This is a genomic window from Enhygromyxa salina, assembly GCF_002994615.1.
GTDB lineage: Bacteria > Myxococcota_A > Polyangia > Nannocystales > Nannocystaceae > Plesiocystis > Plesiocystis salina_A.
Window position 1 is genome coordinate 1 of record NZ_PVNK01000047.1, and the last position, 26,135, is coordinate 26,135.

General features: G+C 69.1%; 21 protein-coding genes. 11 read left to right on the forward strand and 10 right to left on the reverse strand.

Annotated elements, in window-relative coordinates:
- Nucleotides 1–358: 358 nt before the first annotated feature.
- Nucleotides 359–946: a hypothetical protein gene (locus ENSA5_RS04605; protein WP_106390332.1), complete on the reverse strand. Its 588-nt coding sequence runs from the start codon at nucleotides 944–946 to the stop codon at nucleotides 359–361.
- A gap of 57 nt (nucleotides 947–1,003) precedes the next feature.
- Here ENSA5_RS04605 and ENSA5_RS04610 point away from each other — a divergent pair, with 57 nt between their 5' ends.
- The 3 genes from ENSA5_RS04610 to ENSA5_RS04620 are packed head-to-tail and all read left to right on the forward strand — an operon-like array spanning nucleotide 1,004 to nucleotide 4,824.
- A complete protein-coding gene (locus tag ENSA5_RS04610) occupies nucleotides 1,004–1,888 on the forward strand; it encodes a dienelactone hydrolase family protein (protein ID WP_106390333.1) in 885 nt (294 codons plus the stop codon).
- Nucleotides 1,889–1,896: 8 nt separating this feature from the next.
- A complete protein-coding gene (gene glpK, locus ENSA5_RS04615; RefSeq protein ID WP_106390334.1) occupies nucleotides 1,897–3,402 on the forward strand; it encodes a glycerol kinase GlpK in 1,506 nt (501 codons plus the stop codon).
- 45 nt (nucleotides 3,403–3,447) lie between these two features.
- Entirely contained in the window at nucleotides 3,448–4,824 is a 1,377-nt protein-coding gene (locus ENSA5_RS04620) for a coproporphyrinogen-III oxidase family protein (protein WP_106390335.1), read from the forward strand.
- Between the two features lie 319 nt (nucleotides 4,825–5,143).
- Here ENSA5_RS04620 and ENSA5_RS04625 read toward each other — a convergent pair whose 3' ends face one another.
- The gene (locus ENSA5_RS04625) at nucleotides 5,144–5,701 is read right to left on the reverse strand and encodes a hypothetical protein (RefSeq protein ID WP_146155325.1); all 558 of its coding nucleotides are present in this window, start codon (nucleotides 5,699–5,701) and stop codon (nucleotides 5,144–5,146) included.
- Nucleotides 5,702–6,468: 767 nt separating this feature from the next.
- Between ENSA5_RS04625 and ENSA5_RS04630 the strand changes: the two genes are divergently transcribed.
- The 6 genes from ENSA5_RS04630 (at nucleotide 6,469) to ENSA5_RS04670 (ending at nucleotide 13,303) form a co-directional block, all read left to right on the forward strand.
- Nucleotides 6,469–7,416, forward strand: coding sequence for a bile acid:sodium symporter family protein (locus tag ENSA5_RS04630; protein WP_106390337.1), 948 nt, complete (start codon nucleotides 6,469–6,471; stop codon nucleotides 7,414–7,416).
- A gap of 20 nt (nucleotides 7,417–7,436) precedes the next feature.
- Complete coding sequence (locus ENSA5_RS04635) at nucleotides 7,437–8,030, forward strand: histidine phosphatase family protein (protein ID WP_181197368.1); 594 nt, start codon at nucleotides 7,437–7,439, stop codon at nucleotides 8,028–8,030.
- Between the two features lie 7 nt (nucleotides 8,031–8,037).
- Complete coding sequence (locus ENSA5_RS04640; protein WP_106390339.1) at nucleotides 8,038–8,703, forward strand: hypothetical protein; 666 nt, start codon at nucleotides 8,038–8,040, stop codon at nucleotides 8,701–8,703.
- A 191-nt stretch (nucleotides 8,704–8,894) separates the two neighbouring features.
- Nucleotides 8,895–10,979 carry a DEAD/DEAH box helicase gene (locus ENSA5_RS37015; RefSeq protein WP_181197369.1) on the forward strand — a complete coding sequence of 695 codons (2,085 nt, stop codon included), beginning with the start codon at nucleotides 8,895–8,897 and terminating at the stop codon, nucleotides 10,977–10,979.
- 59 nt (nucleotides 10,980–11,038) lie between these two features.
- Complete coding sequence (locus tag ENSA5_RS04665; protein ID WP_106390340.1) at nucleotides 11,039–12,619, forward strand: alkaline phosphatase D family protein; 1,581 nt, start codon at nucleotides 11,039–11,041, stop codon at nucleotides 12,617–12,619.
- Nucleotides 12,620–12,742: 123 nt separating this feature from the next.
- Nucleotides 12,743–13,303 carry a hypothetical protein gene (locus ENSA5_RS04670; RefSeq protein ID WP_106390341.1) on the forward strand — a complete coding sequence of 187 codons (561 nt, stop codon included), beginning with the start codon at nucleotides 12,743–12,745 and terminating at the stop codon, nucleotides 13,301–13,303.
- Between the two features lie 284 nt (nucleotides 13,304–13,587).
- On the opposite strand, the gene ENSA5_RS04675 is transcribed toward ENSA5_RS04670, so the two are convergent.
- Nucleotides 13,588–14,448 (reverse strand): gp53-like domain-containing protein, encoded by an 861-nt coding sequence (locus tag ENSA5_RS04675; protein WP_106390342.1) that lies wholly within the window; start codon nucleotides 14,446–14,448, stop codon nucleotides 13,588–13,590.
- A gap of 19 nt (nucleotides 14,449–14,467) precedes the next feature.
- The gene (locus ENSA5_RS04680) at nucleotides 14,468–15,946 is read right to left on the reverse strand and encodes a hypothetical protein (RefSeq protein WP_146155326.1); all 1,479 of its coding nucleotides are present in this window, start codon (nucleotides 15,944–15,946) and stop codon (nucleotides 14,468–14,470) included.
- A 652-nt stretch (nucleotides 15,947–16,598) separates the two neighbouring features.
- On the opposite strand from ENSA5_RS04680, the gene ENSA5_RS04685 reads away from it, so the two are divergent.
- Nucleotides 16,599–18,197: a ferritin-like domain-containing protein gene (locus ENSA5_RS04685; RefSeq protein WP_106390344.1), complete on the forward strand. Its 1,599-nt coding sequence runs from the start codon at nucleotides 16,599–16,601 to the stop codon at nucleotides 18,195–18,197.
- Here the strand turns inward: ENSA5_RS04685 and ENSA5_RS04690 are convergent.
- Complete coding sequence (locus ENSA5_RS04690; protein ID WP_106390345.1) at nucleotides 18,121–18,993, reverse strand: sterol desaturase family protein; 873 nt, start codon at nucleotides 18,991–18,993, stop codon at nucleotides 18,121–18,123. The two genes, ENSA5_RS04685 and ENSA5_RS04690, sit on opposite strands and share 77 nt — an antisense overlap.
- Complete coding sequence (locus ENSA5_RS04695) at nucleotides 18,990–19,412, reverse strand: hypothetical protein (protein WP_146155327.1); 423 nt, start codon at nucleotides 19,410–19,412, stop codon at nucleotides 18,990–18,992. The genes ENSA5_RS04690 and ENSA5_RS04695 overlap by 4 nt, the downstream gene beginning before the upstream one ends.
- 145 nt (nucleotides 19,413–19,557) lie before the next feature.
- Here ENSA5_RS04695 and ENSA5_RS35580 point away from each other — a divergent pair, with 145 nt between their 5' ends.
- Nucleotides 19,558–20,388 carry a DNRLRE domain-containing protein gene (locus ENSA5_RS35580; protein ID WP_146155328.1) on the forward strand — a complete coding sequence of 277 codons (831 nt, stop codon included), beginning with the start codon at nucleotides 19,558–19,560 and terminating at the stop codon, nucleotides 20,386–20,388.
- Nucleotides 20,389–20,485: 97 nt separating this feature from the next.
- Here the strand turns inward: ENSA5_RS35580 and ENSA5_RS04705 are convergent, their stop codons facing one another.
- The 4 genes from ENSA5_RS04705 to ENSA5_RS04720 form a co-directional block, all read right to left on the reverse strand.
- A complete protein-coding gene (locus tag ENSA5_RS04705) occupies nucleotides 20,486–21,553 on the reverse strand; it encodes an MYXO-CTERM sorting domain-containing protein (RefSeq protein WP_106390347.1) in 1,068 nt (355 codons plus the stop codon).
- 112 nt (nucleotides 21,554–21,665) lie between these two features.
- Nucleotides 21,666–23,285: a mechanosensitive ion channel family protein gene (locus tag ENSA5_RS04710; protein WP_106390348.1), complete on the reverse strand. Its 1,620-nt coding sequence runs from the start codon at nucleotides 23,283–23,285 to the stop codon at nucleotides 21,666–21,668.
- Between the two features lie 21 nt (nucleotides 23,286–23,306).
- Complete coding sequence (locus ENSA5_RS04715; RefSeq protein ID WP_106390349.1) at nucleotides 23,307–24,701, reverse strand: family 2B encapsulin nanocompartment shell protein; 1,395 nt, start codon at nucleotides 24,699–24,701, stop codon at nucleotides 23,307–23,309.
- Between the two features lie 24 nt (nucleotides 24,702–24,725).
- Complete coding sequence (locus ENSA5_RS04720) at nucleotides 24,726–26,129, reverse strand: family 2B encapsulin nanocompartment shell protein (RefSeq protein WP_106390350.1); 1,404 nt, start codon at nucleotides 26,127–26,129, stop codon at nucleotides 24,726–24,728.
- Nucleotides 26,130–26,135: the final 6 nt, after the last annotated feature.

Below are 26,135 nucleotides of genomic sequence, written 5' to 3' on the forward strand. Positions count from 1 at the left end.
CCCATCCCCATCCCCATCCCCATCATCCGGGTCGCTGTCACCATCTTCGCCGTCACCGTCGCCATCGCCAGCGGTGTCCCCCGTGTCGGCCGCCGTCGTCTCCGGAGGTGCGTCGTCGGAGCAGGCCACGGTCAGAGATACGACTGCGAGACTCAGGGGGGCGAGACCAAACACGATGCGCTTCATGAATCGTGCAGTAGCACCGGGTCTTAGACACAAACCACAAAGACTGCGTGCAATCTCAGCGGAGCCCAAAATCACGCACATTTCTGCCCAAGACCACGTAAATGTTCACACTCCCTCCGGATCCTTGAGCCGACGCCGCCACCTGCGCCCCCCCCAGCACGGCGCTCGCAGATCAGCACAACCAGGCGATCAAGCCGGCAACAACGGCCGCCAGCAGCCCGATTGGCACCCCGAGCACGAGCATCGCGGCGACCGCAAAGACCAGGCGATCGCGCGTCGTGGCCGGCCGCGGAGCTTCGAGGGTGTCGTCATCGAGCGCCAGCTCGGCGCGCAGCTTTGCGACCGTCCGCCCGAGCAGCGCGTCATTAAAGTCGCGGTCATAAAGGTTGCGCGTGTGGCAGCCCCGAATGAAGGCCGCGCGAACGCGGCGTGGGCAGACCAGCAGCCCGTAGGCGAAGGCGGCCCCGTTGAGGACCCACGCCGCATAGAAATCGCGGCAATTCGAGGCCAGCTCCCACGCCGAGATCTCCGACTCCCCCTTCATGTCGGTCGCGTAGCCGGTCACGATGTGATGGAGATCGTGGTAGCGAACCGCCCGCACGCGGCTCGCGGTATTGGGAATGCGCAGCGGGATCGAGCCGATCTCGACCTGGACCCACGCCGCGGAGTAGCCGCCGTCAGGCCCGAAGCCGTTGAGCTCGAAGTATCGGGTGCGCGCGTCGAGCATGGTCGAGTCGGGATCGTAGCGCGGGGCGTCCATGGCTCCCGAGTCTACGACGGCGAGACTCGAGCAAGGGGATTTGGTAGCGTCACAGCGATGCGCCCCGGAATCCTCGCTTCGCTCGCCCTGCTCACGACCCTCGCCTGCGCGACCGAGCCCGCCCCCTCGTCGACCACCGCCACGCCGCCAGCTGGGGACGACGAGGTCGAGCCCGGGGCCTCCGCGGGCGAGCCGAGCGCGACGGGGATCCTCGACGAGGACAGCTTCAAGGCGCTGCACGAGCTCAACGCCGACGAGGCGCCCCCGCTGCACGGCGAGACGATCGAGCTCGCGGGGACCGAGGCCTACCTCTCGCTGCCCGAGGGCGCGAGCGCGCCGGTGCCCGCGGTCGTCGTCATCCACGAGTGGTGGGGCCTCAACGATCACATCCGCCACTGGACCGACCGCCTGGCCGAAGACGGCTACGCGGCGCTGGCCGTCGACCTCTACGGCGGCGAGGTCGCCAGCGATCCCGACGGCGCGATGACCCTGATGAAGAGCGTCGACCCGGCCCAGGCCCAGGCGGTGCTCAGCGCGGCGCACGAGTTCCTCGCCAGCGATCCGCGGGTCTCGGCCGACAAGCAGGGCGTGATCGGCTGGTGCTTCGGCGGCGGCTGGTCCCTGCGCGACGCGATCGCAACCACGGATCTCGACGCCGCGGTCATCTACTACGGCCACCCGGTCACCGACCCCGAGCAGCTCGCGGGCATCAACGCCAGCTTGCTCGGCGTGTTCGCCAACGAGGATCAGGCGATCCCGCCCGAGACCGTCGACGAGTTCGTCAAGGCCCTCGAGGCGGCTGGCAAGTCGATCGAGCTGCACCGCTACGACGCCGTCCATGCCTTCGCCAACCCCTCGAACGCCAAGTACGACCAAGACGCGGCCGCCGACGCCTGGGAGCAGGTGCGCGAATTCCTCGCCGCGCAGCTCCGCGGTATATAGTCGCGGCGATGTCAGACCGAGATCTGATCCTCGCCATCGACCAGGGCACGACCGGCAGCACCGCGCTGATCCTGGATCGCCAGCTCGCCGTGCTCGCCCGGGCCAACCGCGAGTTCACCCAGTACTTTCCCAAGCCCGGCTGGGTCGAGCACGACCCCCACGACATCTGGACCTCGGTCGGCGACGCGATCATCGAGGCGCTCGGGCGCGCGAGCGTCGACACGTCGCGGATCGCCGCGGTCGGGATCACCAACCAGCGCGAGACCAGCTTGCTGTGGCGGCGCAGCGACGGCAAGCCGATCCATCGCGCGCTCGTGTGGCAGGACCGGCGCACGGCCGACACCTGCAAGGCCCTGCGCGAGGCCGGCCACGAGGCGCTGGTCAAGCAGCGCACCGGGCTGGTCCTCGATCCCTACTTCTCCGCGACCAAGCTCGCCTGGACCCTCGACGAGGTCGAGGGCGCGCGCGCGGCCGCCGAGCGGGGCGAGCTCGCGGCCGGGACGATCGACACCTACCTGGTCTGGCGCATGACCGGCGGGGCCGTCCACGCGACCGAGCCGAGCAACGCCTCGCGCACGCTGCTGTGGCCCCTCGCTGGCAAGGCCGGGGCCGAGGGGCAGGCCGGCTGGGATCACGAGCTGTGCGAGCTCCTGCGTGTGCCCCCGACCGTGCTGCCCGAGGTTCGCCCCTGCACCGCCAACTTCGGCCTGACCAAGGGCGTCCCGGGCCTGCCCGACGGGATCCCGATCCACGGGATCGCCGGGGATCAGCAATCCGCGCTGTTCGGCCAGGCCTGCTTCGAGCGCGGTCAGGCCAAGTGCACCTACGGCACCGGGGCCTTCGTGATGCTCAACACCGGGTCCGAGATCGTCCGGTCCGAGCACGGCCTCCTGACCACCGTCGGCTGGCAGATCGGCGATCAGACCACCTACTGCCTCGAGGGCAGCGCGTTCATGGCCGGCGCCGTGGTCCAGTGGCTGCGCGACGGGCTCGAGTTCTTCAAGAGCTCGAGCGAGGTCGAGGAGCTCGCGCGCAGCGTCAACGATGCCGGCGGCGTGATCATGGTCCCGGCCCACGCGGGCCTCGGCGCGCCGCACTGGCGGCCCGAGGCGCGCGGGCTGATCCGCGGCCTGAGCCGGGGGACCAACCGGGCCCACCTCGCCCGCGCCGCGCTCGAGGGCATCGCGCTCGAGGTCACCGACCTGCTCGAGGCCATGGCCGAGGACCTCGGTGCGCCGCTCGCGGGCCTGCGCGTCGACGGCGGAGCGGCGGCGAACAACCTGCTCATGCAGATCCAAAGCGATCTCCTCGGGGTCACCCTCGCGCGACCGACGATCCTCGAGTCGACCGCCCTCGGAGCCACCTTCCTCGCGGGCCTCGGGGTCGGGCTGTGGGACTCGAGCACCGCGGTCGCAGACGCCTGGACCCAAGATCGCCAGTTCGTACCCAACGCGGATCCGGTCGCGCTCGCGGATCTGCGCGCGGCCTGGAAGACCGCGGTCGCCTGCGCCTGAGCGCCGCGCTCCGACCACGACGCCGTTCATGTACACTGGCCCGACATGCCGGGCCAGCTCGAAACCATCCGTACAAAGCTCTTCTACGGGCTGTCGCGCTACACCAAGAGTTTCCCCGACTTCTCCATCTCGCAGAAATTCGAGATGGCCAGCCCGAGGCGAGGCGACGAGCTCCTGCGCGAGATCGAGGCCAGCGTGGCTCGAGAGCAAGAGTACATGCTCTACATCCACCTGCCCTTTTGCCACCTCGAGTGCACCTTCTGCAACACGGCCCCGCGCAAGACCAACGGCCGCCAGCAGCGGGACTACCTCGAGAGCTTGCTGCGAGAGATCGACATCAACGGCGAGGCCGGGCTGTTCGAGGGTCGCAAACTGCGCTGCATCTTCTTCGGCGGCGGCACCCCGACGATCTACTCGAACGCCGCGCTCGAGCGCATCCTCGACAAGGTCCGCAGCTACGCGACCTTTTGCGACGACCACAACATCACCTGCGAGGCGCACCCCGAGGGCCTGGTCAAGAACAACCGACTCGCCGAGCTCGGCGAGCTCGGCATCCATCGGATCAGCGTCGGCAGCCAGAGCTTCGACCCGCGGGTCCTCCACTACATCGACCGCAAGAGCCACCAGGCCCAGGTCGCCGAGGTCGTCGAGCGGGCCAAGGCGGCCGGGGTGTCGATCAACGTCGACATGATGCTCGGCCTACCCGGGCAGACCCTCGCCAACGTGCGCGAGGATCTCGACATCCTGTCCGACATGGCCCCCGACTCGATCGAGTACATGCGCCACGAGATCGTCAACCCCCTCGCGGTTGCGATCTTCAAGCGTGACCCCGACTTGATGGTCTCGGACGACGACCTGTTTCAGATGGTGCTCGAGACCGCAGAGTGGATGGAGGCCCGGGGCTACCAGCACAACGGCTGCTTCGAGGAAGAGCGCTTCTTCCCGTTCCGCTACCACTGGCTGCACGAGACGCCCTTCATCGGCTTGGGCTCGCGCTCGCGCTCGTACACCAAGTCGATGTGCTACGACACCCATGAAGATCTGGGTATCTACTCGCAGCTGGTGAGCAAAGGGATTCCCCCCGTCGCTCGGGTCATGCGAATTAACCAGACCGAGCAAATGTATCGCTCGCTCTTCTTGCGCTTGCAGTTGAAGCGGGGAGTTGACGTCGGCGAATTCTCCGCGCGCTTCGGGGAGACGCCGAGCGAGGCGTTCCCGGAGCTGTTGAACCATCTGAGCGACTGCGGGTGCATCGAGATCGATGACTCGTCAATCCGGCTCACCCGCTATGGCAACTACTTCGTCGAGGACGTGTGCTGCTCGATCATCGACGACGCCGTCGCCAAGGCCGGGTATCCCGCGAACTACAAGCGGCTGCCGCACTCGGCCGGGGCTCGCTCGCTGCGCGTGCTCGCCGGTTGACCCAGGCTCACGAACACAGCTTGTGCTCGAGGTGGCGGATGCCGCCTGGGCCTGGCGCTCAGCGCCCCCCACCAGCTGTGTGAGTGGGGGATTGGGGGGAGAGCTCGGCGGACGCCGCGGGCGCTGGCAGTACTTGCGTTATTTGGACGACGGATGCCGTCTCTGCTTTCGCCGCTCAAAGGCCTCGAGGACCGCGATCAGGAGCCAGGTCGCCACCCAACCCACAGCCCCGCCGACCCACGGGGGCGGGCCCCACCACGCGAGGGCGCCGAACAGCGCGAGAGCCCAGCCGAGCATCAGGCCATAGCGCTCCCGCCGGTCAGTCGCAGTAGCCATCGAGGGCCTCCGTGCCCGCCAGGGATGTCACGGCACCCGCAGTCATGCACGCGGGACAGGACGCGACCGCGCCACAGCAGACCGCCGCGGTCGCTGCGACTGCGCCCACCCAGATGTACTTCCCCGCGCGTAGCACCGCCTTGCCCCACTTCGAGCAGGGGAACTCCATCGGGCCACCGAGGAACTGGTCGAACATCAGATCGGCCGCGCCACTTGCCTGAAGGCCGTCGAGCACCGCCGGTGCCAGCGGATGCTCTGTCGTGCTCCACGTCTCGACCCCCGGGGCGTCGGCGGCGAGGGTCGCGTCGGCGATCAGCTCGCCGTCTACAGAGACCCACGCTTCGCCGCTGGCCGTCTGCAGGTCGACCGACATCACGGCCTCCGCGATTTCTCCGCTTGGGAGTTCGTACGTGACAGACGCCCACCGCACAGTGTGATCCTCGTCGGTGATGTACTCGGCACCGGTCACGGTCGGAGGCGTGCCAGGCGGCGGTGGGGGCGGCAGCGACGCCAGAAACAGGGCGATTGTTGCTGCGAGCATGGGGCAAAGCTAGCGCGCGGGTGGACGCCGACCACCGATCTTTTTTCCGGTGAAGAGGGCGCCCATAACCCATTTGTTCGTGGCGCAAGACAGGAACCCGAGCGGCCCCCAAGCCTCGCAGCTGCCAAACAGCCGCAGGCGAGTCAGGAGGGCGTGCTCGGCGACATCGACGCGGGCGGCTAATGTGGCGATCTCGTCCGCGAGCGCCTCGAACTGCCCGGGAGTCAGCGGACAACCGATTGACTCCGAGCATGACACCATACCATGGCATTACGACACTTCTATTATTCAGGCAGTTGGAATTGGCCACACCATTCGAGTCATTGTCATCCTGGTCAGAGCGTGAACATGTGCATGTTTTAATCCCTGCGAGGTCCCCCCCGACAAACCCACCTCGACGACTAGCAGCCCGGGGTGCAATGCATCGTGTCGCCTCGCGCCGGAATTTTCGCCGAGGGCGCGAAGCCAAAACGCCGCTGTACCGGGCGTACTGCAAGTTTTGGCGACAAAGCCCTCGGCGAAAAGGCCAAGCGAGGCGGCGCGAGGCATTGCACCCCGGGCTGCTAGGGCGCCGCACCACGGGCTCGAGCCCCTCGGCACGCTCCGCACCTCACGACCGCGGCCAGCGGAGTCGTGAGGTGCGGAGTTCGAGGCCATCCCCGAAGCGCTCACCGCCTGAGCCTCGACACGCTCGACCTCCGATGCTTCCGCAGCATCGGGCCGCCTGATCCGACGCAATTCAGGGTAAACTCCCTGTCCCGCCCCCGATGTCCGACCTCGACGCCATCAAGCTCGCGTTCGACGAGCACAACCTGTTCATCCTCGAGATCGTCCTCGGCTTCGTCATGTTCGGAGTCGCCCTCGATCTCCGCGTCGACGACTTCAAGGAGCTGGTCAAGAACCCCAAGCCCCCGGGCATCGGCCTCGTCGCTCAGTTCATCGTCCTGCCCGGCCTGACCTGGGCCCTGAGCCGCGTGCTGCTCGGCGTCGGCATGATCTCCCCGAGCATGGCCCTCGGCATGATCCTGGTCGCGGCCTGCCCGGGCGGCAACGTGTCGAACTTCATCACCCACCTCGGCGGCGGCCGGACCACGACCTCGATCGGCATGACCGCGGTCTCGACCACGGCCTCGGTCGTGATGACCCCGCTCAACATCGGCCTGTGGGGCTCGCTCAGCGCCGACACCTCGGCGATCCTGACCGAGGTCGCCCTCGACCCCCTCGACATGCTCCGCGCCGTGATGCTGATGCTCGGCATCCCGATCGTCGTCGGCGTGTTCCTGGCCACGCGCTATCCGAACCTCGCCAAGCGCGTCCACCCGCCCTTCAAGTGGCTCTCGGTCATCTTCTTCGTCACCTTCATCGTGCTCGCGGTCAAGGCCAACAGCCACGTGTTCGTGCCCTACCTGCCCAAGGTGTTCGGGCCGGTGTTCATCATGAACGCGCTCGCGCTGGCGCTGGGCTTTTGGGGTGCGCGGCTGTCGGGGCTCGACGAAGGTGACCAGCGCGCCGTGTCGATCGAGGTCGGGATCCAAAACTCGGGCCTGGGTCTGATCCTGATCTTCGAGTTCTTCGCGGGCCTCGGCGGGATGGCGATGATCGCCGCGTGGTGGGGCATCTGGCACATCATCGCGGGGTTGTCGCTCGCCTTTTGGTGGACCCGGAGGGATCGTCGCCGCGCGGGTACCGGGGCCGAAGCATCGCGCCCAGGCTGAGGCCGGGGTATCGTGCGGCCGTGCGAGAGCTTGTCCTCGTCCGTCACGGTGAGACCGTCGGGCAATCCTCGATTCGCCTCTACGGCGCGACCGATGTCGCGCTCGCGCCCGAGGGTGAGGCGCAGGTCCGCGCGGCCGGGCGCGCGCTCGCGGGCCAGCGCTTCGACGCGGTGTTCACCAGCCCGCTGCGTCGCGCCCACCGCTCGGCCGAGCTCGTGCTCGCGGCGATCGAGCACCCGAAGATCGAGATCGAGATCGTCGAGGCCTTCCGCGAGATCGACTTTGGCGCCTGGGAGGGCTGGACCTGGGCCGAGGTCAAAGCCCGCGATCCCGAGGGCCACGCGCGCTGGACCGAGGCGGCGCCCGGGTTTCGCTTTCCCGACGGCGAGGCCCGCGAGGCCTTCATCGCGCGGGTCCAGGCCAGCGTCGGCCCGAGCATCGAGGCCCGCTTCTCGGCCGGGGCCACGCGGATCCTCGCGGTCGTGCACAAGGGCGTGATCCGGGCGACCGCCGCCCGACTCCTGGGCCTTCCCTTTGCCGAGCTCGAGCTCGAGCTGCCCCTCGGCGCGCTCTTGCGCCTGCGCGGCGACGCCGAAGGCTGGACCCTGAGCTGAGCGAAGCATGAATTTTTTCTCCCACGCCGTCGTCGCCACCCGCCGCTCCGAGGACCCACGCTGGATCCTCGGCTCGATGCTGCCGGACTTCGTGAGCATGGCCGGGCTCCGGCTCGAGTCGGTGACCGGCGACGCGCCGCTCGAGCGCGGGGTCGCGTTTCATCACACCTGCGACGACGCGTTCCACGGCGCGCCGCTCTTCGTCGAGATGATGGAGGACGCCCGCGAGGAGCTCGAGCGCGACGGCCTCGACAGCGGGCCAGCCATGGCGATCGGTCACGTCGGCGTCGAGCTGCTCCTCGATGGCCACCTCGTGACCCAGTCCGGGGTCACCCGCGACTACCGGGCCGCGATCGAGGAGGCGCCCCACGTCGACGTGCTCCTGCGCTTTCACGGCCTCGACGCCGCCCAGGGGTCGGCGCGCTGGCGCCAAATGATGCAGCGCCTCGCGAACGCGCCCGTGCCCGAGGGCTACACCGAGCCGGCCTTCGTCGCCGATCGCCTGGTCCAGATCTTGGCGAGCCGCCCGCGGCTGGCGGTGCCCTTCGGCCGGGAGCCCCTGGTCCACGCGTGGGCCAAGCGCGCCGCCCCCGTGGTCGCTCGTGGGGCCCGAGCGCTGTTCGAGCAGGTCGAGGCCCGGCTCGCCGCTGCAGGTGCGGCGCCACCTCGCTGACTCCGGCCCACCGCGCGGTGCAGCGTGAGGGTACGACCGGTCGCTGCGCGATCGTCACCGGTCGATTTCTCGCTACGACCACCTGGCGGGCCGAAATCCCCGAGTTGGCCCTTCCACGGGGGACCGCGGCGCCGACTCGCTCGGGCGCCGGATCTTTGCGTCTGGGCCCAGGTGGGGCTATTCGCCCGCGAATGGTATCTGAACCGGACTCGGCGCTGCGCCCCGAACCCCCCGCGGCGCCCGAGCCCCAGGAGCCTCAGAAGCTGGAGCCCCAGAAGCCGGAGCCCCAGGAGCTGGAGCCCCAGGAGCAGGAGGCCCAGGAGGCCCAGGAGCCTCAGAATCTGGAGCCCCAGGAGCCTCAGGAGCAGGAGCCTCGAGAGCCCCAAGAGGCCCAGGAGCCCCAAGAGGCCCAGGAGCCCCAAGAGGCCCAGGAGCCCCAGGAGCCTCAGGCCCAGGAGCCCCAAGAGGCCCAGGAGCCCCAGGAGCCCGCCGACGATCCCTTCGCGGGCGTGCCCGCGCCGCTGGTCGAGGCCATGCGCGCGCAGGGCTTCGACGGGCTCACGCCCGTGCAGCGCGCGGTCCTCGACGCCCAGACCCGCAACACCAACCTCCGGATCTCCTCGCAGACCGGCTCGGGCAAGACCGTTGGGATCGGGCTCGCGCTCGCGCCCGCGCTGATCGAGGCCCTCGCCGAGGACGGAGACCACGGCAAGCAGCGAGAGCCGCGCAAGCCGAGCGTGCTGATGATCGCGCCGACCCGCGAGCTCGCCGCGCAGGTCCAGTCCGAGCTCGCGTGGCTGTTCGCCAACCTCCGGGGTCTGCGGACCTGCGTCGTGACCGGCGGGACCGACATCGGGCGCGAGCGCCAGGCCCTGCGCCGCGGGCCGATGATCGTCGTGGGCACGCCCGGCCGGATCCTCGATCACATCCGCGCCGGGGCCCTGCGCGTCGACGCCCTCGCCCACGTGGTCCTCGACGAGGCCGACCACATGCTCGACATGGGCTTCAAGGACGAGCTCGACGCGATCACCGAGGCCCTGCCCGAGCAGCGCCGCTCGCACCTGGTCTCGGCCACCTTCCCCAAGGCCGTGCGTCGCTTCGCCGACCGCTACCAGCCCAACGCCCTCCACATCGAGGGCACGCGCCTCGGCGAGGCCAACGCGGACATCGAGCACACCGCCTACCTCGTCCGTGAGCGCGATCGCTACGCCGCCCTCGTCAACTTGCTGCTGCTGACCGACAGCGCGCGCTGCCTGGTGTTCGTCAAGCGCCGGATCGAGACCACCGAGCTGGCCGAGCGCCTCGCCGCCGACGGCTTCTCGGCCCTGCCCTTCAGCGGCGACCTCGCCCAGGGCCAGCGCACGCGCACGCTCACCGCCTTTCGTAGCGACGTGGTCCGGATCCTGGTCGCGACCGACGTCGCCGCCCGCGGGATCGACGTCGCCGACATCGCCACGGTCGTGCACATCGACCTGCCCTTCGACGCCGAGACCTACACCCACCGCAGCGGTCGCACCGGTCGCGCGGGGCAAAAGGGCCGCAGCATCTTGCTCGCGTCGCCCCACGCCGAGCGACGGCTGCAGCGGGTGTTTCAGCAGGCCAAGATCGAGCCGTCGTGGAGCCAGCTGCCCGGGCCCGATCGGATCCACAAGGCGCTCAAGAAGCGGGCCCGCAAGCGCCTCCACGAGGCCATGCTGATCGAGGAGGCGCCGCCCGAGGCGATGCTCGAGTACGCGGCCGGGCTGCTCGAGCAGTACGACCCCGCGACCCTGGTCGCGCGCCTCGTCGAGCTCGCCCGGCCCAAGCTCCCGCGCGAGCCGATGCCCTACAACGCGGCCGTCCGCGGGGGTCCGAAGCACGGCAAGTCGAAGGAGCCGCGGGACAAGAACATGCACTTCACGCCGTTTCGGATCTCCTACGGCCGCCACCACGGTGCCACGCCCGCGCGCTTGCTGGCTGCCGTGTGCCGCCGCGGTGAGATCGCGGGCAAGCAGGTCGGGGCGATCCGGATCGGCGAGCGCGACAGCGCCTTCGAGGTCGAGGTCAGCGTGGCCGAGGCCTTCTTTCATCGGGCGGCGAAGAAGGACCCGCGCTCGCCCGATCAGATCATCGAGCGCGCCGATCACATGCCCGAGCGGATCGACCGTGGGGCCCGGCGTGGGGGCCCGCGCAAGCACGGGGGCCCGGGTGGGTTCCGCGGACGTGACGGCGGCAAGCGACCGTTCAAGCCCCGCGGCCGCGGACCCAAGAAAGACCGCGGCGGACCGCAGAGCTGATCGGCCCCCAAGAAGTGGGCGCACCTGCGGCGGCGAGCTCCGCTACAGTTGCCCGGCCCATGCCGAAGCCTCCGCCCCCCTCCTCTCCGGCCTCTCCGGCTGACAAGCCCGAGGCCGAGTCCGCCCCGCTCCTCCCCCGACGCGAGTTCTTCGGCGTCGCCGCCGGTGCCGTGCTCAGCTTGACCACGGGCTGCGCCGACGAGGGCTCGGCCATGGCCGACGCCGACGGCTCGACCGACGACTCGAGCGGCGACTCGACCGGCGGGCCACTTCCAGATCTGGTCGAGGATCCGGGCGAGGCGATCGCCTTCGAGCCCGAAGCCCTGCCCGAGTCCGTCGAGCTGTTCCCGCGCACGCCAATCTCGGGTGAGATGAAGCCCACGAGCTTCTGGCTCGCCGGCTACGTCGCCACGGCAGAGGCGGTCACGGTCCGCGTGTGGCAGCCGAGCGAGGTCGAGGGCGAGGTGTTCCTCGCGTTCGAGGAGCAGGTCATGCCCGACCCCCGCGGCTTCTTCAAGCTCGCGGTCGAGGGCCTGCGCCCGGGCGAGTGGTACGACTACGGCCTGTTCGCTGGCGACGCCGAGGCCGGCTTTGTCGCCCGGAGCCTGCTGTGCCGGGTGCGGACCGCCCTGGCCGAGGGCTCGCTCGAGCCCGTGCGCGTCGCGATTGGTGCGTGCATCGGGCGGGGCGTCATCCCCGAGTACGTCGACCCCGCCGACCCCCAGCCCGTCGAGCCCTGGGACACGATGCTGCAGGCCGCCGAGCACGACTACGATCTGTTCATTCACCTCGGCGACCAGGGCTACATGGACAAGGTCTACGACGCCGGCGGCAGCCTCGAGCAGTACCTCGCGGCCTGGGGCGCCTACCACGGCGGCGGCTACCGGGTCGTCTACCCCAAGACCGGGCTCTACTGCACCTGGGACGATCACGAGGTCACCAACAACGGCTCGGTCGATCCGTGGACCGCCGATCCCATCGAGCGCGAGCGCATCGCCAACGGCAGGCAGGCCTACTACACGGTCATGCCGATCGCCGCGAGCGACCCCGAACGCGAGCCGCTGTGGCGCAGCTTTCGCTGGGGAGACACCGTCGAATTCATCGTGCTCGACTGCCGGTCCGAGCGGCAGGCGCCCGAGACCGGCGTCTACCTCAGCGACGAGCAGTTCGCCTTCTTGCTCGACCGCCTCGAGAACAGCCCCTGCCGCTTCAAGTGTGTGGTCAATTCGGTCCCCTTCTCGCGCCTGAACCTGCCCGATGATCTGCCGCTCATCGACGTGCTGGTCAGCCCCGAAGACCGCTGGGAGGGCTACGCCACCCAGCGCGCCGAGCTCCAGGCCCTCGTCGACGCCCACGATCTGCGCAACATCTTGTGGCTCACCGGCGACGTCCACATGTGCTACCTCGGCCAGGTCGAGCTCGAGCCCCTCACCCCCGGCGAGTCGATGTGGGAGATCTGCGTGACCTCCGGCAACACCAACCCCCTCGCCGACGAGCTCCCCGAGGCTCAGTTCCCCTGGCGTTCCCAGCTCCCGCACCTGCCCCTGATCACCTTCGATCCCCAGGCCGATCTCGTGCGCGTGGAGTTCGTGACCAGGTTCGGAGACGTCGCGTATCACCGCGAGCTGCAGCTGAGCTGAGCCAGGTCCCCACATCGTCGAGCCTGAGGGCCCCCCACCTCGATGCCGGAGCTCCGCGCACGCTCACTGACGAGGGTCGAATTTTCGTGTCGCACGCCCCAGCCCTCATGAGAAGCTCCCGCCGTGAGCGGCCACCGAACACGGCTCGGAGGAGTCGAGTACCTGTTCTGTGACGGCCGCCGGGCGCCCGATCGCGGCGGCCGGCGACTCAGCGATCGAGAGCTGCGCTCGCTGCTGATCCAACATCGCAGCTCGCCGCGCCTGCGGGCGGTGCTCGAGGCCCTCGACCGGCAGCGATCCGAGCTCAACCGTCATCATCGCCGCGATCGCGCGGCCCATCGGCTCGAGGCCGCGAGCGACCAGCTGCGCTGCTACGAGCTCGCGAGCCCGCCCCCGCGTGTGTCCCCGATGGTCATCGCCCAGGTCGAGCCGCCAGCGCGGCCCCAGCCCTTCGCGCCCAACCAGATGTTCGACGAGCAGGCGCACTACTTCGAGCTCGCGTTCATCGGTGAGGACGACGAGGCGGTGGCCGGCGTGGTCTGCGAGATCACCTTGCCCAACGGCAAGCTCGTGCGCCGAACCACCAACTCGCTCGGGATCGTGCGCATCGAGGGGATCACGGCGGCCGGCGCGTGCACGGTCGTGTTCCCCGAGCTCGATGAGGAAGCGTGGGAGCGAGCATGAGCAAGCAACACACCGTCGCCCCCGGTGAGTGCATGGCGAGCATCGCCTACGCCTACGGCTTCTTGCCCGAGACGATCTGCATGCGCAACCGGACCCCGCACGCGAGCCGGGGTCACGGCCCCGCCGTCGAGGTCATGGTCCCCTCGGACAACCCGCACGTCTACTCACCGCGGGCCCTGCGTCGGGCGTTCCGCATGAAGATGCTGCAAAGGTCGTGCTCGGGGCCGGGACGGCGCCCCGATCTTCAACGTGATGGCGAGGCTCGAGCGCCCCGCCAGCTTTGCTCAGCGACCGATCGCCAGCCAGTAGAACGCGCGCGCGCCGTCGATCGAGCCGTCGCGATCGACGATGAAGCTGCGCGAGTTCACCGGCCGCGTGACCGAGAGCATCTGCTTGTGGTTGCCCACGGCGAGGGTCGTAAACACGGCGAAGTCCATGTCGCGGAAGGGCTGCGGAAACGAGAACAGCTCTTCGTGGTCCGAGCTGCTGATCGCCTGCCCCCATTGAAGCTGGACATCGCCGAGCGAGATGACGCCGGTGCTCTGGTTGCCAGCGCGGGCGCCAGCGATGACATAGTTGAAGTCAATCGAGCCGTTGACGTCGTTGTGACGGTTGAGGGTCAGCTCGCGCCCTGGACCGTCGAAGCTGGTGATCGACAGCGCCGAGCGGACGTTGGCCTCGGTCACGGTCACGAGCGCGGCCGAGGGCCCGCCGCCGACCGCCGCGGGGATGCTGAAGTCCTGATCACCGTCGCTGGTGCTGACCGCGTCCCCCCACTGGAGCTCATGGTCGCCAAAGCTCGCGCGCCGCGGATCCGTGGAGGCCGAGCCTGGCGCGTCGCCGATCGCCAGCCAGTAGAAGGGGTAGTGGCCGTCGATGGCCCCGTCGCGGTTGAGGGTGAAGCTGCTGACGCCGCGGGCGGTGACCGGCATCGCGCTGCGTACGTTGCTCCGCGAGCAGGTCGTCAGCATCGCGTAGCAGCGGCTCGCAAAGGAACGGTGATAGGCGAAGCTCTGGTCGCCGTCGCTGGTGCTGTCGTCTTGGCCCCACTGAAGCATGAGGTCGCCGACGATCGCGGAGCTGCGAAAGCCATTATAGTGGAGGCCGCCGCTGCCGAGCGTGAATGTGAATCGGGTGCTGGTCATGTCGAATCTCCGGTTTTGATCACCAACCGACGGCGATCCACGTAAAGGGCACGGCACCATCGATGGCGCCGTCGCGGTTGACGATGAAGCAGCCCTCGTGAATCGCCCGGCTGATCGACAGCGAGCTCTTGACGTTGGCCTTGACGAAGGAGCTGACCACGCTGAAGTTCATCGAGGCAAAGCGGGTCGGGAGCTCAAAGAGCTCCTCGCCGTCGCTCGTGGAGTTTGCCTCGCCCCACTGCAAGACCAGGTTGTTGGCGCGCAGCAGGCCCTCGCTGAGGGTCTTGCCCGGCGCCGGCCCGATCGCCAAGAAGGTGAAGTCGATGGCGCCGTCGACGTCGTTGTCGCGGTTGAGCACGAAGCTCCCCTGCGCGGCGTTGATCGAGGCGAGCGCGAGGGCGCTGCGGATCCCGGCCTCGTCGGTGTTGACCACGACCGAGACGGGGCCGCTGCCAAAGCCGCCAGGCAGCGCGAAGCTCTGATCACCATCGCTGGTGCTGACGCCCTGTCCCCACTGGATGCGGACGTCGCCAACGTCGTGATAGCCGGCGCTCGCGCCCGAGGACCCCGGCGCCGGACCCAGGGCGACCCAGTGCATGGGGATGTGATAGTCGATCGCGTTGTCGCGGTTGAGCACGAAATTTTGCGCTGCCCGAGCGCCGACCGACAGCGAGGAGCGCACGTTGGGGCGCGCGGCGCTGACCTGCGCGGTCCAGCACGGCCCGCCGAAGGGCTCGGCGAAGTTGAAGGCCTGGTCGCCGTCGCTGGTGCTGATCGCCTGGCCCCACTGAAACATGAGCGGATCGAGGCGCCCCTTGCAGGTGCAGGCGTTGACGAGGAAGGGCGGCGGCGGCCCACCACTTCCACCTCCAAAGATGAGCTCCTCGATTGTGTCGACGATCTGTCCGCCGAAGTCTGCGACGTAGTTGGCGACCGTCGAGCCCATGTCCACGAGCTCGCCGGCCCAGGCCAGGAGGTAGGCGGCGATCGCCGAATAAATGGCCGAGAGCAGCTCGTCGCAGGACGAGAGCAGCGACTTGATGCCGTCGGCGCTTGGGGGGACCGACAGCGGGCTATCGATCGGGCCGATCGAGATTGCGATCCCGAAGACCTCGAGGGAGACGCTGAACTTCTTCGTCACGCTGGGGTTGGCGAGGGTGAAGGTCGTGACCTCCTCGAAGGAGCACACCGGCGTCAGCGATACGCCCATATACTCGACAGGGAGCCCGACATCGACGTTGATCGTCACGCTGAGCTTGTCGCCGTCGAGACGGATCCGGCCGCTGACGTCGACGCCGCTGCTGCCTCCGCCCTCATCTTCACCGCCCCCGCCTCCGCCTCCGCCGCCGCCGCCATCGCCACCACCGTCACCGTCTTTCTTGTCGAGGGGGCTGAGAGGCAGGGGGATGTCGAATCCGGTCGAGCTGACCTGGGCGTAAAACTCCTTGGAGAAGATGCCAGCGAGGGCGCTGACCTTCCCGGTGATACTACCGCTCAAGTCGTCGTCGTCCCAGGATATTGAAGCACCCACGTTGGGGTCTTGGGCCGACGAGATACGCACAATGTCGAACCCCTCGAGGGTGAGAGCCACCAACTCGAGGGTCCCCTCGAATCCGCTGCCCCCGGTGCTCTGCAACGTGGCTTTGAGGCCACCTATATCCCGTGTCTCCATTGGCGGGACACTAACAGGCGGCCCCCACGAGTCAAGCTAAATTATACCCAGTCCGATTGATATGTACATAGTCGCAACTCCAGATGAGGAGAGCCGGACCCGCTCCGCCCCGAGGGTAGGGCGCCATACCTCGTGTCGGATCACCACATTGGAGGTGACCGCTCCGGATCAAATCGCCGTCATGGTCCGGTGACCAAGCACGACACAGGCCGAGGTGTTGGCTCGAGTTGAGCGCGAGCTCGCGGCACCTGTCGCCGGGTTGAGCGGGTTTGGGCGGGTGAGACAGCAAGGCGCTCACCGGAGCGGCCTTCGCGCAGCACGGGTCTTCATCCGAATTTGGACCGCCGTCACCCGGGTGACGGACCTCTTCGCCGGGGTCGTGTTCGCCCGGAGGCTGCTGAGCAAGCGCGGCTCGATTCTGCGTGATCGATCACGGTGACTCGTGGCACCCTCACCTCGGACGCGCAGAAGACTTGCCATGAAGACCAAACTCGACGGTGCAACCTTGACAATTCTGGCCGCCCTCGGCCTCGAGCTCGCCTGCGTCGGCCGCACGGGCGGCTCGGACGAGGGGGACACGGGGACCGACGACAGCGCTGAAACCGAGGGGACCGCCGAGGCCGGCACGTCGACCACGGGTGACGGTGACGGCGACTCGGGCGACGGTGACGGCGACTCGGGCGACGGTGACGGCGACACCGGCCCGGACCCGGACCCCTTCACCTGCGAGAACCCGACGCCGATCCTGCAGGCCGGGACCGACACCCCGAGCGGCTTCGTCGAGTGCGAGGGCGGCTTCATCCACCGGACCGAGGCGGTCGAGTGCGTCGCGCCCACGGGCCCCGACACACCCTTTTGTGCGGACGGAATCGGCGGCGGCTGCGAGACCGCCGCGGACTGCAACGAGAAAGCCTACGGCAGCTGCACCGACGACCCCTGGGGCGGATGCCAGTGCCGCTACGGCTGCGCCAGCGATGCCGACTGCGAACAGGGCTACGCCTGCGCCTGCGCCGGAGTGATCGGCGACGCGGCCCAGTGCATCCCGGCGGGGTGCACGATCACCGACGACTGCGGCGAGGGCCACTGCGGGCTGAGCGAGTTTCAGGGCATCTGCGACAACTTCCACGAGCTCGCGTGCGCGGCCCCGGACGCCGAGTGCCACGTCAACAGCGACTGCGGCGAGGATCTGTGTGACCCCAACTGGCCCGAGGGCGGCAACGTCATGTTCCACTGCACCGCGGGGGGCGACGAGGGCTACACCTGTGAGGCCCCCGAGTGGTGCGACGGCGACTGCGGGCGGCCCTTCTTCATCGAGGGCGAGGCACGCGTCGCGCCCACGCTCGCGCGCGCGGACTGGGAGCTCCCGGTCCGGGTCGCGCCCGTCGACGCTCACACGCGTCGGCAGCTCGCGCAGCACTGGACCCAGGTCGCACAGTTCGAGCACGCCTCGGTCGCCTCGTTCGCGCGCTTCGGTCTTCAGCTGATGCGGCTCGGCGCGCCGCCGCGGCTCTTGCTCGACACCCAGCGGGCGGCCGCGGACGAGCTTCGCCACGCCCGGGTCGCCTTCGGCCTCGCCTCGGCCTACGCGGGCGCGCCCGTCGGCCCCGGCCTGCTCGACATCGACGGCTCACTCGAGGCCGGACACGCGCCCCGCGAGATCGTCGAGGGCCTGGTGCTCGAGGCCTGCATCGGCGAGACCCTGGCCGCGCTCGAGGCCCGCGAGGCCGCCGCCCAGGCCAGCGATCCGGCCGTCGCCGCCGCGCTCGAGCAGATCGCAAGCGACGAGCTCCGTCACGCCGAGCTCGGCTGGCGCGCGCTTCGGTGGATCCTCGATCGCGGCGACGCGCAGCTGCGGGCCTTCGCGGTGGCGCGCCTCGACGCGGTCTGTGCCGCTGTCAACGCGCAGACCCTCAGCGACGGCGTGCCCCTGAGCCTGCGCCGCCACGGTGTGCTCGACGACACGCTCCGCGAAGAGGTCCGGCGCCGGGGCGTCGAGTCGGTCATCGGGCCCTGCGTGGCGGCCCTGCGTGGCCACTTTGCCCCGAGCCCGGCGAGCCGGAGCGCCGCGACTTCCTGAACCATTGAAAGGGGCTGAGCCCACGAAAGGGGCTGAGCCCACGAAAGGGATAGGCCAGGAGCCCGAGGTAGGTCTGCGGCGCGGGCCTGTCGAGACCGAGCTCCGTCGCCGGCTCGGCGCGGGTCCGATGGGTCCCGAACAGATGGTCGATCCACGGGGCCAGGTTCGCGTAGTTGCCGACGTCGCGCTGGCGCAGGTGATGAATGTGGTGAAACTCGGGCGAGCCAAACAGCACCGCCAGCGGGCCCAGGCGAACGCGCGCGTTGGAGTGGATGAAGGTCGCCCACAGCCCGCGGAAGGCGACGAGGCCGAGCATGCCCTCGAGTGAGAAGCCCAGGATCAGGGCCGGCAGGTTCATGAAAAACTGGGTGTAGAGCCCGTCGATCGGGTGCTCGCGGTGCGCGGCGAGGAAGTCGAGCTGCTCGGCCGTGTGGTGGACGGCGTGGAAGCGCCACAAAAAGGCCGAGCGGTGCTGAAGGCGGTGGCCCCAGTACATCGCCAGGTCACCGAGCACGATCGCCTCGACCGCTTGCAGGGCCAGCGGCTGACCACGAAACTCGGCGCGAAGCCCCTCGAGCGCGCTCAGCTCGGGCAGCAGCTCGATCGCCGAGGCGAACAGCCAGACCACGAGCCCGGCAAACAAGAGGTGCTGGCCGGCGAAGAAGGCCAGATCCGTGGCCACGCCGCGACGCAGGCGGCGTTGCTTTGGCCACATCGGCCGCGCCCACTCGAGCGGCACGAAGATGGCGATCAGCCAGATCAGGGCGATCGACGCGGAAGTGAGCGAGTCGATCATTTCTGGGCTTGGGGGGCCGGGTTTTGCTGTTGGGTGGGGGCCTGCTCACCGGGGAAGCGCATCGCGCCGAAGTCACCGCCCGACTTGCTCGCGGGCATCAGCACGGGCATCTCGCGCTCGGGCTTCGCGTCCACCTTGGCGGCGGCCTTGGCTGTCGGCTGCTCGGGGTCGGCTTCCGCAGGCGCGGGCGCTGCGTTGACCGCCGCGGGCGGGGTCAGCTCGCTGGCGGCGGCGGCGGCGGGCTTCGAGTCGGGTGCGAGCGCGGGCGCCTCCTTCTCGGGTGGGGTCGCCGTCGGCGAGTCGCAGCCAAACTGGGCGTTGACGACGACGAGCAGGCCGAGACCCAAGGAGCACGCGAGCGCAGCGCCCCTGGCCACACGCAGCGACGCGGACGGCCGCGGGGAGGATGGATCGGGCATGTCCCAGGCTACCCCCATCGGCCCGCAGGCGTCGTCCCGTCTGTGTACAACCCGCGCGCGCCCGCACCCGCGAGCCTGCCTGCAGTTTTGCGCACGCACATCACGCGCATCCCGCTACGCTCCCAGGGGCATGACGTGGCGGCAGGTGTCCAGTATCGGAATCGCGCTCTCGACTGGAGCGTGCCTCATCGCCCCCAACCCCAAGTTCGTGGAAGACGCGGGGTCGGAGGAGGGCGACACGGACACCACCGCGCTCAAGACGAGCGACTCGACCACCGACTCCGAGACCGGCGACGGCGACGGCGATGGCGATGGCGATGGCGATGGCGATGGCGATGGCGATGGCGATGGCGATGGCGATGGCGATTGCCCACCCGGGACCCTCGACTGCGACGGTGACCCCGGGTGCGAGGCCGACGTCAGCGACCCCCTGACCTGTGGCTCCTGCGAGCGCAGCTGCGAGCTCGCGGGTCAGCTGCTCGACTGCACCGAGGGCCTGTGCTCGGGCGACCTCGTCTTCCCAGTCGAGACCGACAGCTACGCCGACTCGTTTCACCCGATGACCCTATTCGGCGACGCCGAGGTCCTCGAGGTCGAGATCGGCGACGGCGATCAGCAAGCCTACATCGCCTTGCCAGGCATCGCCGACCTGCCCCCGGACGCGTTCGTCGAGAGCGCGAGCCTGCACCTGAGCTGTACAAACGTCGGCGACCCGGCCGACATCCACCAGATCATCATGGAGTGGTCTGAGGCCGAGCTCAATTGGTCGAACGCGCCGAGCCTGAACCCGAATGTGCTGACGAGCTTCGACCCAAACATCGATGACACGAGCCTCGATCTGACCGCGCTGCTGCCCTCGTGGCGCGGGCAGCCGAACTATGGCATTGCGCTGATACCGACCGGCGGCGACGGGCTCACCTTTCGCAGCAGCGAGACCGACGCCGGGCCGTGGGTGTCGCTGAGCGTGAGCTGGTGAATGGCTACCGCGGCAGTGGGGAGCTCCGGCACCGCCCCCGCCCCTCGGCAGCGTTGACGGTGAGAGGGCACCGGGCCCGGCGCCCTCGTCTGCGCGCTCAGTTGGAGCCCGCTCGCCGCCGCCGCAAGCCCACGAGCGCCAACAGCCCGAGCGCCGACCACCCGAGCCCCCGCCCGGGCGCGGTCTCGGTCGCGCAGTTGCAGCCCCCATCTTCAAGCTGACCGAGGTCGTCGCCGCCGGTCCCGGTCTCGCCGCCGGTCTCGTCGAGGCCGCCGTCATCGTCGCCGGTGTCACCGCCCTCGTCGCCCGCCGGATCGCCGTCGCCGTCGCCGGGCTCGGGCTCGGGCTCCTCCCAATAGGGGAAGCTCAGATCGATCGTCTCGAACGCGATCTCTTCGTCGACCACGGGCAGATCCACGGGGATCTCGATTCCCCCGACGTCGTAGTCGTCGAACAGCACGGACACGGCCAGATGCGGATAGATGATCAAGGTCGGCATCGTCCGCAGCTGGCAAAAGGCCGTGGCCGGCAGCACGAGGTCTTCGGGCCCCTCGCCGGGGTCGATCCACTGCGACTCGCCCTCGATCGTGAACGAGCTGATCTCACCGTCGGTGCCAAGGACCTCGATGCGGTTGCACTCGAGCGAGGCCTCGATGTCGACGAAGAGCGCGATGTCGAGGTTGCCCGACAAGATCACGATGTCGGGCACGAGCGGGATCGAGACCAGGTCGAGGGCGCCGCTCTTGTCGGTGATCGTGACCGGCCGATCGGGGTTGCCCTCGAGCAAGTAGGGCGTGAACATCTCCACGGCCTGGATGCCCCAGTCGTAGGGCCCGAGCAGGTCCGACTCCCACTGCGCGAGCGAGACGTCGACCTTGACGCTGGCGACGAGGTCGAGCCCGACGTCGTACTCGAAGAACCCGGCCATCGGATCGCCCTCGAAGCGGAGCTCCTCGGTCTGCCAGTCGTAGTACGCGATGCCCGGGAGATCGATCATGACCGAGTTGGCCGCGTCGGCGAACAGGCGCAGCTGGACCGGTGAGTTGGCCGGGACCCACCCGGTGTCGACCGCCGCGTCTTCGAAGCCGAGCAGCTGCTCCTCGTAGGTGGGCGAGAAGTCCGACTGCTCCTCGGGCCCGATCGCGCTCGCGCTCGCGGGGGTCAAACACACAGCGCAAAGCGCAGCCACACCCGTGCTCACCGACAGTAGACGCCAAGTCATGCCGCACTCTAACAGAGTCTGGCTCGCGCGCGCTCCGAGGTCAGGGCGGTCGCGCTCACGAGCCGGGCAGCGCGGGCTCTCGCTGGCCTTCGAGCTCAACCACGTGACGTGCGCGCGGTGGCAAGATCTTGGCCGCGGCCAGGGCGTTCACGACCTCCAGGCGCATGGCCTCGCCCATCTCCTCGTCGCGGCCGGGCTTGACCGGGGTCAGGATCTCGAGCCACACGCAGGTCTCGCGCAGCTCTTCGACGCTCAGATCGCTGTCGCCGATGATGTCGGGGTAGCGCGCCCGGATCTCGCGGAGGTGGTCGTCGAGCACGCGCAACACGCGAGGAAGGTCCTCCTCGTAGGGCACGCCGAGCTCGACGACCGCGTTTACATAGCGCTGCGAGTGGCTCGCAACCGCGCGAATCTCACCGTTGGGGATCGCGTGCAAGATCCCATACTCGTCGCGAACCTTGGTCACGCGCACGCCGATGTCCTCGACCTCGCCGAGCACGTCGCCAACGCGCACGCGGTGGCCGACCAAGAACATGCCCTCGAACAGGATGAAGAAGCCCGAGACCAGGTCGCCGACGATCGTCTGCGCGCCGAGCCCGACGGCGATGCCCATGAGCCCGGCGGCGGCGAGGATCGGCGAGGCGTCGAGGCCGAGCTCCCCCAGCGCCATCGAGATCGCCATGATGTAGATCGCGTAGCGGATCAGGCTGATCGTGATCGGGCCCAGGGTCTGGCGCTGCTGCTGCTCGGCCTCGCTCGCGTCGGGCGAGGCCGCGAGCCACTCGTTGACCGCGACGCCGCAGATCTCGATGATCACGCGGGCGACGTACATGATCGCAATCACGCGGATCACGGCCGGCCCGAGCTCCGCGAGCGCGGTCTCGGGCGTCACCTCGTTGATCACGACCGTCGCGGTGCCGACGTAGACGAAGTACTCGACCACGCGCTTGGTCACGGTCGTCAGCCGGCTCAGGCGACCGACGAAACGCAGCGGGGTCCGACGATCCTCGAGCGACTCCGAGAGCTCGAACAACACGTCGACGACGAGGTGCGCGCCAACGACGATGCTGCGCGCGAGCGAGATCCCAACGACGACGTAGGTCACGGCGGCGAGCGGCCCGCGGATGATCGAGGCCTCGGTCATGAGGTAGACCACGACCAGGATCGCGCCCAGGCCCAACCCCCATCGCAAGGTGGCCTGGGCGCGCTCGAGCAAGCGGTCGAGCTGCGCGCGGCGAGGCGCGAGCAGCTCGAGCTCGGCGAGGCTCGCGATCGCCGCGGGGATCGCCAGGCGCAGGATCCGGTAGAGCACCAGCGCGCCCACGAGCGCGAGCAGGACCTTGGCCACGAGCCACGCGACGGCGACGGGATCGCGCAGCAGCGCCTCGTTGACCCAGTCCTGCAACAGCGCCGACGCGTCGACCTCGTACCAGGTCAGGAGCGCGGCGCCGGACACCAGGCCCAGGGACACGAGCAGGGTCAGGAACAAGATCAGCCGCGAGGCCCAGGCCCCGCGCTGCTGGGACTGGCCCTCGCGCACGTCGAAGCGCCGCAGGATCGGGACGAGCACGCGGCCGATCACGCGCCTGCTAACGAAGCTGACGACGAAGGTCAGGGCCAGCGTCACCGCCAGCGCGGTCGCATTGCTAACGAGGACGTCCGTGGTCGGGATCATGCCGGCATCCCCGTCGGCCCGTCAACGACCGAGCTCGACGCCGTCGAGCACTCCGAGGGCGTCGGGGACGAGGACCGCGATCGAGTAATACGCGCTGACCAGGTACGAGGCGATCGCGCGCTCGTTGATCCCCATGAAGCGGACGTTGAGGCCCGGCTCGACCTCGTCGGGGATCCCAGTCTGGTGGAGGCCGATCACGCCTTGATCGGCGAGCCCGGTCCGGAGCACGAGGATCGAGCTCGTCCCCAGCTCGTCGATCGGGATCTTGTCGCAAGGCAGCAGCGGCACGCCTCGCCAGGTCTGAACGACGGCGCCGTCGAACTCCATGGTCTGGGTCTCGACCTTGCGCAGGGTGCACTGGCGCCCGAACGCGGCGATCGCCTGGGGGTGAGCGAGCAGCGCCCGCGGCTTGCGACGACGAGACAGGAGCTCGTCGAGGTCGTCGGGCGTGGGCGGGCCGTGGCGAGTCTGGAGGCGCTGCTTGGGGTCGACGCGGGCCAGCAGCCCGATCGAGGGATCGTTGATCAGCGCGTGCTCCTCGGCCTCGCGCAGGGCCTCGGTGACGAGCCGCAGCTGCTCGCCGAGCTGGCTCATCGGCTTGTCGTACATGTCCGTGACCCGGGTGTGCACGCGGAGGATGGTCTGGGCCACGCTCAGCTCGTGCTCGCGAGGCTCGCGCTCGTAGTCGACGAAGGTGCTCGTGAGCTCGGCCTCGCCGCGGTGCCCCGCCGTCAGCAGGATGTCGGCCTGGCCGTAGCGATCCGCGGGCCGACGCGGGCGCGCGCGCAGCTGCTCGACGTGGGCGCGCAGCTCGTCGTGCTCACCGACGAAGCGCTCGAACACCTCGCGGTCGAGGCTGAGCACGGCGCTCGGCGTCAGCGCCCGGGCGGTGAATTTCCAGCGCGCCTCTGCGCTCGTCTGCGCGAGGTGATCGCCCTCGCCGAGCATGCCGAGCGAGACCGGGTCGCCGTACTTGCCCGTGCCGAGCTTCTCGAGCTTGCCGTGGGCGAGGAGGTGGATCGCGTTTGCCGGCGCGCCTGCGTCGACGAGGATCTCGCCCTCCTTCAGCGAACGCTGCTCGAACAGGTCGGCGAGGGACTCGAGCAGCTCATCATCATCGAAGCCGCGCAGCAGCGGGAGCTCGGCGAGCTCGCGCGGGACCACGCGGACGCGCTCCCCGACCCGAGTGAAGGCGATGATCCCGTCCCCGACGCTGTAGGACAGCCGACGGTTGACGCGAAAGGTCCCGGCCTCGACCTCCTCCCAGGGCAGGACCCGGAGGAGCCAGCGCGGGCTGATCCCCTCCATCTGAGGCCGGGTCTTGGTCGTAGAGGACAGGTTGCGCGCAGCCTCGGGCGCGAGGCTGGTGCGCGACGGCTCGCCGCCGCGGGATTGCTGATTCGACGAGCTCGTCATGGGTCTGCCTTTCTGGTCCGGGGACTAGCCCTGGCGCCCGACCTCTGCGTTCTCGAGCACGGCGAGCGCGTCGGGGACGAGCACGGCGACCGAGTAGTAGGCGCTGACGAGGTAGGAGATGATCGCCTTCTCGTTGATGCCCATGAACCGAACCGAGAGGCTCGGCTGGTACTCGTCGGGGAGCCCGGTCTGGTGCAGACCGACCACGCCCTGCTTCTCCGCGCCCGCGCGCATCAGCAAGACCGAGCTCGTGCGCTCCTCGCTGACCGGGATCTTGCTGCACGGGAAGATCGGGATCCCCCGCCACGCCGGGACCTTGTGGCCGTTGACCTCGACGCCCGCCGGGTAGACCCCGCGACGGTTACACTCCTGCCCGAAGGCCGCGATCGTCCGGGGGTGGGCGAGGAAGAAGCCCGGGTCCTTCCAGACCAGCGACAGCAGCTCGTCGAAGTCGTCGGGGCTCGGGGCCCCGTTGCGGGTGTGGATCCGCTGGCTGAAGTCGGCGTTGTGCAGGAGGCCGATCTCGGGGCTGTTGATGAGCTCGTGCTCCTGACGCTCGCGCAGGGCCTCGATCGTGAGGCGCAGCTGCTCCTCGGTCTGGTTCATCGGCTGGTTGTAGAGATCCGCGACGCGGGTGTGGATCCGCAGCACGGTCTGCGCGACGCTGAGCTCGTACTCGCGGGGCGCGAGCTCGTAGTCCACGAAGGTCCCGGGCAGCGCCGCCTCGCCGTGGTGACCGGCCGAGAGCTGGATCTCGGCCTCACCGCCGTTGTCCTGCGGCCGGCTCGAGCGCTCCTTGAACTGCTCGATGTGGGTCCGCAGCGCCTCGCTCTGGTCCATGATCTGCTCGAACACGGTCTGATCGAGGGTCAGGACCGTGCAGGGCGTGACGGTCCGGGCGGTGAACTGCCACTGGTCGTGATCCTCGAGGATCGCCTCGTAGCTGAAGTGATCGCCGTCGGCGAGCACGTCGATCACGCTCTCATCGCCGTACTTGCCCTCACCGATCCGCTCGACCTTGCCGTGGGCGATGAGGCAGATCGAGTCGGCGGGCTTGCCCGCCTCGACGATCACCGACCCGGGCTTGAGGTCGTGCTGCACGAAGCGGTTGGCGAGGGCCGCGAGGGTCTCGATGTCGTCGAAGCCCCGGAGCATCGGCAGCTCGGCGAGCTCCTGAGGGATCACCTGGACCTTGGTCCCGACGTTGGTGAAGGTCACGCGACCGTCGCCCACGGCGAAGGACAGGCGGCGGTTGACTCGGTACACACCGCCCGAGACATCGATCCACGGCAGCAGCTTGAGCAGCCAGCGCGAGGTGATGCCCTGCATCTGCGGCGGGGACTTGGTCGTGGTCGCGAGGTTGCGTGCGGCGGCGGTCGCCAGGCTCTGTTGTTGGGCCTCGAGGGCCGACTTGTCTGCGTCTGTCATCGTTCA

What these genes read in the sequence shown, in the direction of transcription:
- ENSA5_RS04605 (WP_106390332.1), bottom strand. Translation starts at nt 946, where the DNA reads ATGGACGCCCCGCGCTACGATCCCGACTCGACCATGCTCGACGCGCGC.
- ENSA5_RS04610 (WP_106390333.1), top strand. Translation starts at nt 1,004, where the DNA reads ATGCGCCCCGGAATCCTCGCTTCGCTCGCCCTGCTCACGACCCTCGCC.
- glpK (WP_106390334.1), top strand. Translation starts at nt 1,897, where the DNA reads ATGTCAGACCGAGATCTGATCCTCGCCATCGACCAGGGCACGACCGGC.
- ENSA5_RS04620 (WP_106390335.1), top strand. Translation starts at nt 3,448, where the DNA reads ATGCCGGGCCAGCTCGAAACCATCCGTACAAAGCTCTTCTACGGGCTG.
- ENSA5_RS04625 (WP_146155325.1), bottom strand. Translation starts at nt 5,701, where the DNA reads ATGCTCGCAGCAACAATCGCCCTGTTTCTGGCGTCGCTGCCGCCCCCA.
- ENSA5_RS04630 (WP_106390337.1), top strand. Translation starts at nt 6,469, where the DNA reads ATGTCCGACCTCGACGCCATCAAGCTCGCGTTCGACGAGCACAACCTG.
- ENSA5_RS04640 (WP_106390339.1), top strand. Translation starts at nt 8,038, where the DNA reads ATGAATTTTTTCTCCCACGCCGTCGTCGCCACCCGCCGCTCCGAGGAC.
- ENSA5_RS37015 (WP_181197369.1), top strand. Translation starts at nt 8,895, where the DNA reads ATGGTATCTGAACCGGACTCGGCGCTGCGCCCCGAACCCCCCGCGGCG.
- ENSA5_RS04665 (WP_106390340.1), top strand. Translation starts at nt 11,039, where the DNA reads ATGCCGAAGCCTCCGCCCCCCTCCTCTCCGGCCTCTCCGGCTGACAAG.
- ENSA5_RS04675 (WP_106390342.1), bottom strand. Translation starts at nt 14,448, where the DNA reads ATGACCAGCACCCGATTCACATTCACGCTCGGCAGCGGCGGCCTCCAC.
- ENSA5_RS04685 (WP_106390344.1), top strand. Translation starts at nt 16,599, where the DNA reads ATGAAGACCAAACTCGACGGTGCAACCTTGACAATTCTGGCCGCCCTC.
- ENSA5_RS04690 (WP_106390345.1), bottom strand. Translation starts at nt 18,993, where the DNA reads ATGATCGACTCGCTCACTTCCGCGTCGATCGCCCTGATCTGGCTGATC.
- ENSA5_RS04695 (WP_146155327.1), bottom strand. Translation starts at nt 19,412, where the DNA reads ATGCCCGATCCATCCTCCCCGCGGCCGTCCGCGTCGCTGCGTGTGGCC.
- ENSA5_RS04710 (WP_106390348.1), bottom strand. Translation starts at nt 23,285, where the DNA reads ATGATCCCGACCACGGACGTCCTCGTTAGCAATGCGACCGCGCTGGCG.
- ENSA5_RS04715 (WP_106390349.1), bottom strand. Translation starts at nt 24,701, where the DNA reads ATGACGAGCTCGTCGAATCAGCAATCCCGCGGCGGCGAGCCGTCGCGC.
- ENSA5_RS04720 (WP_106390350.1), bottom strand. Translation starts at nt 26,129, where the DNA reads ATGACAGACGCAGACAAGTCGGCCCTCGAGGCCCAACAACAGAGCCTG.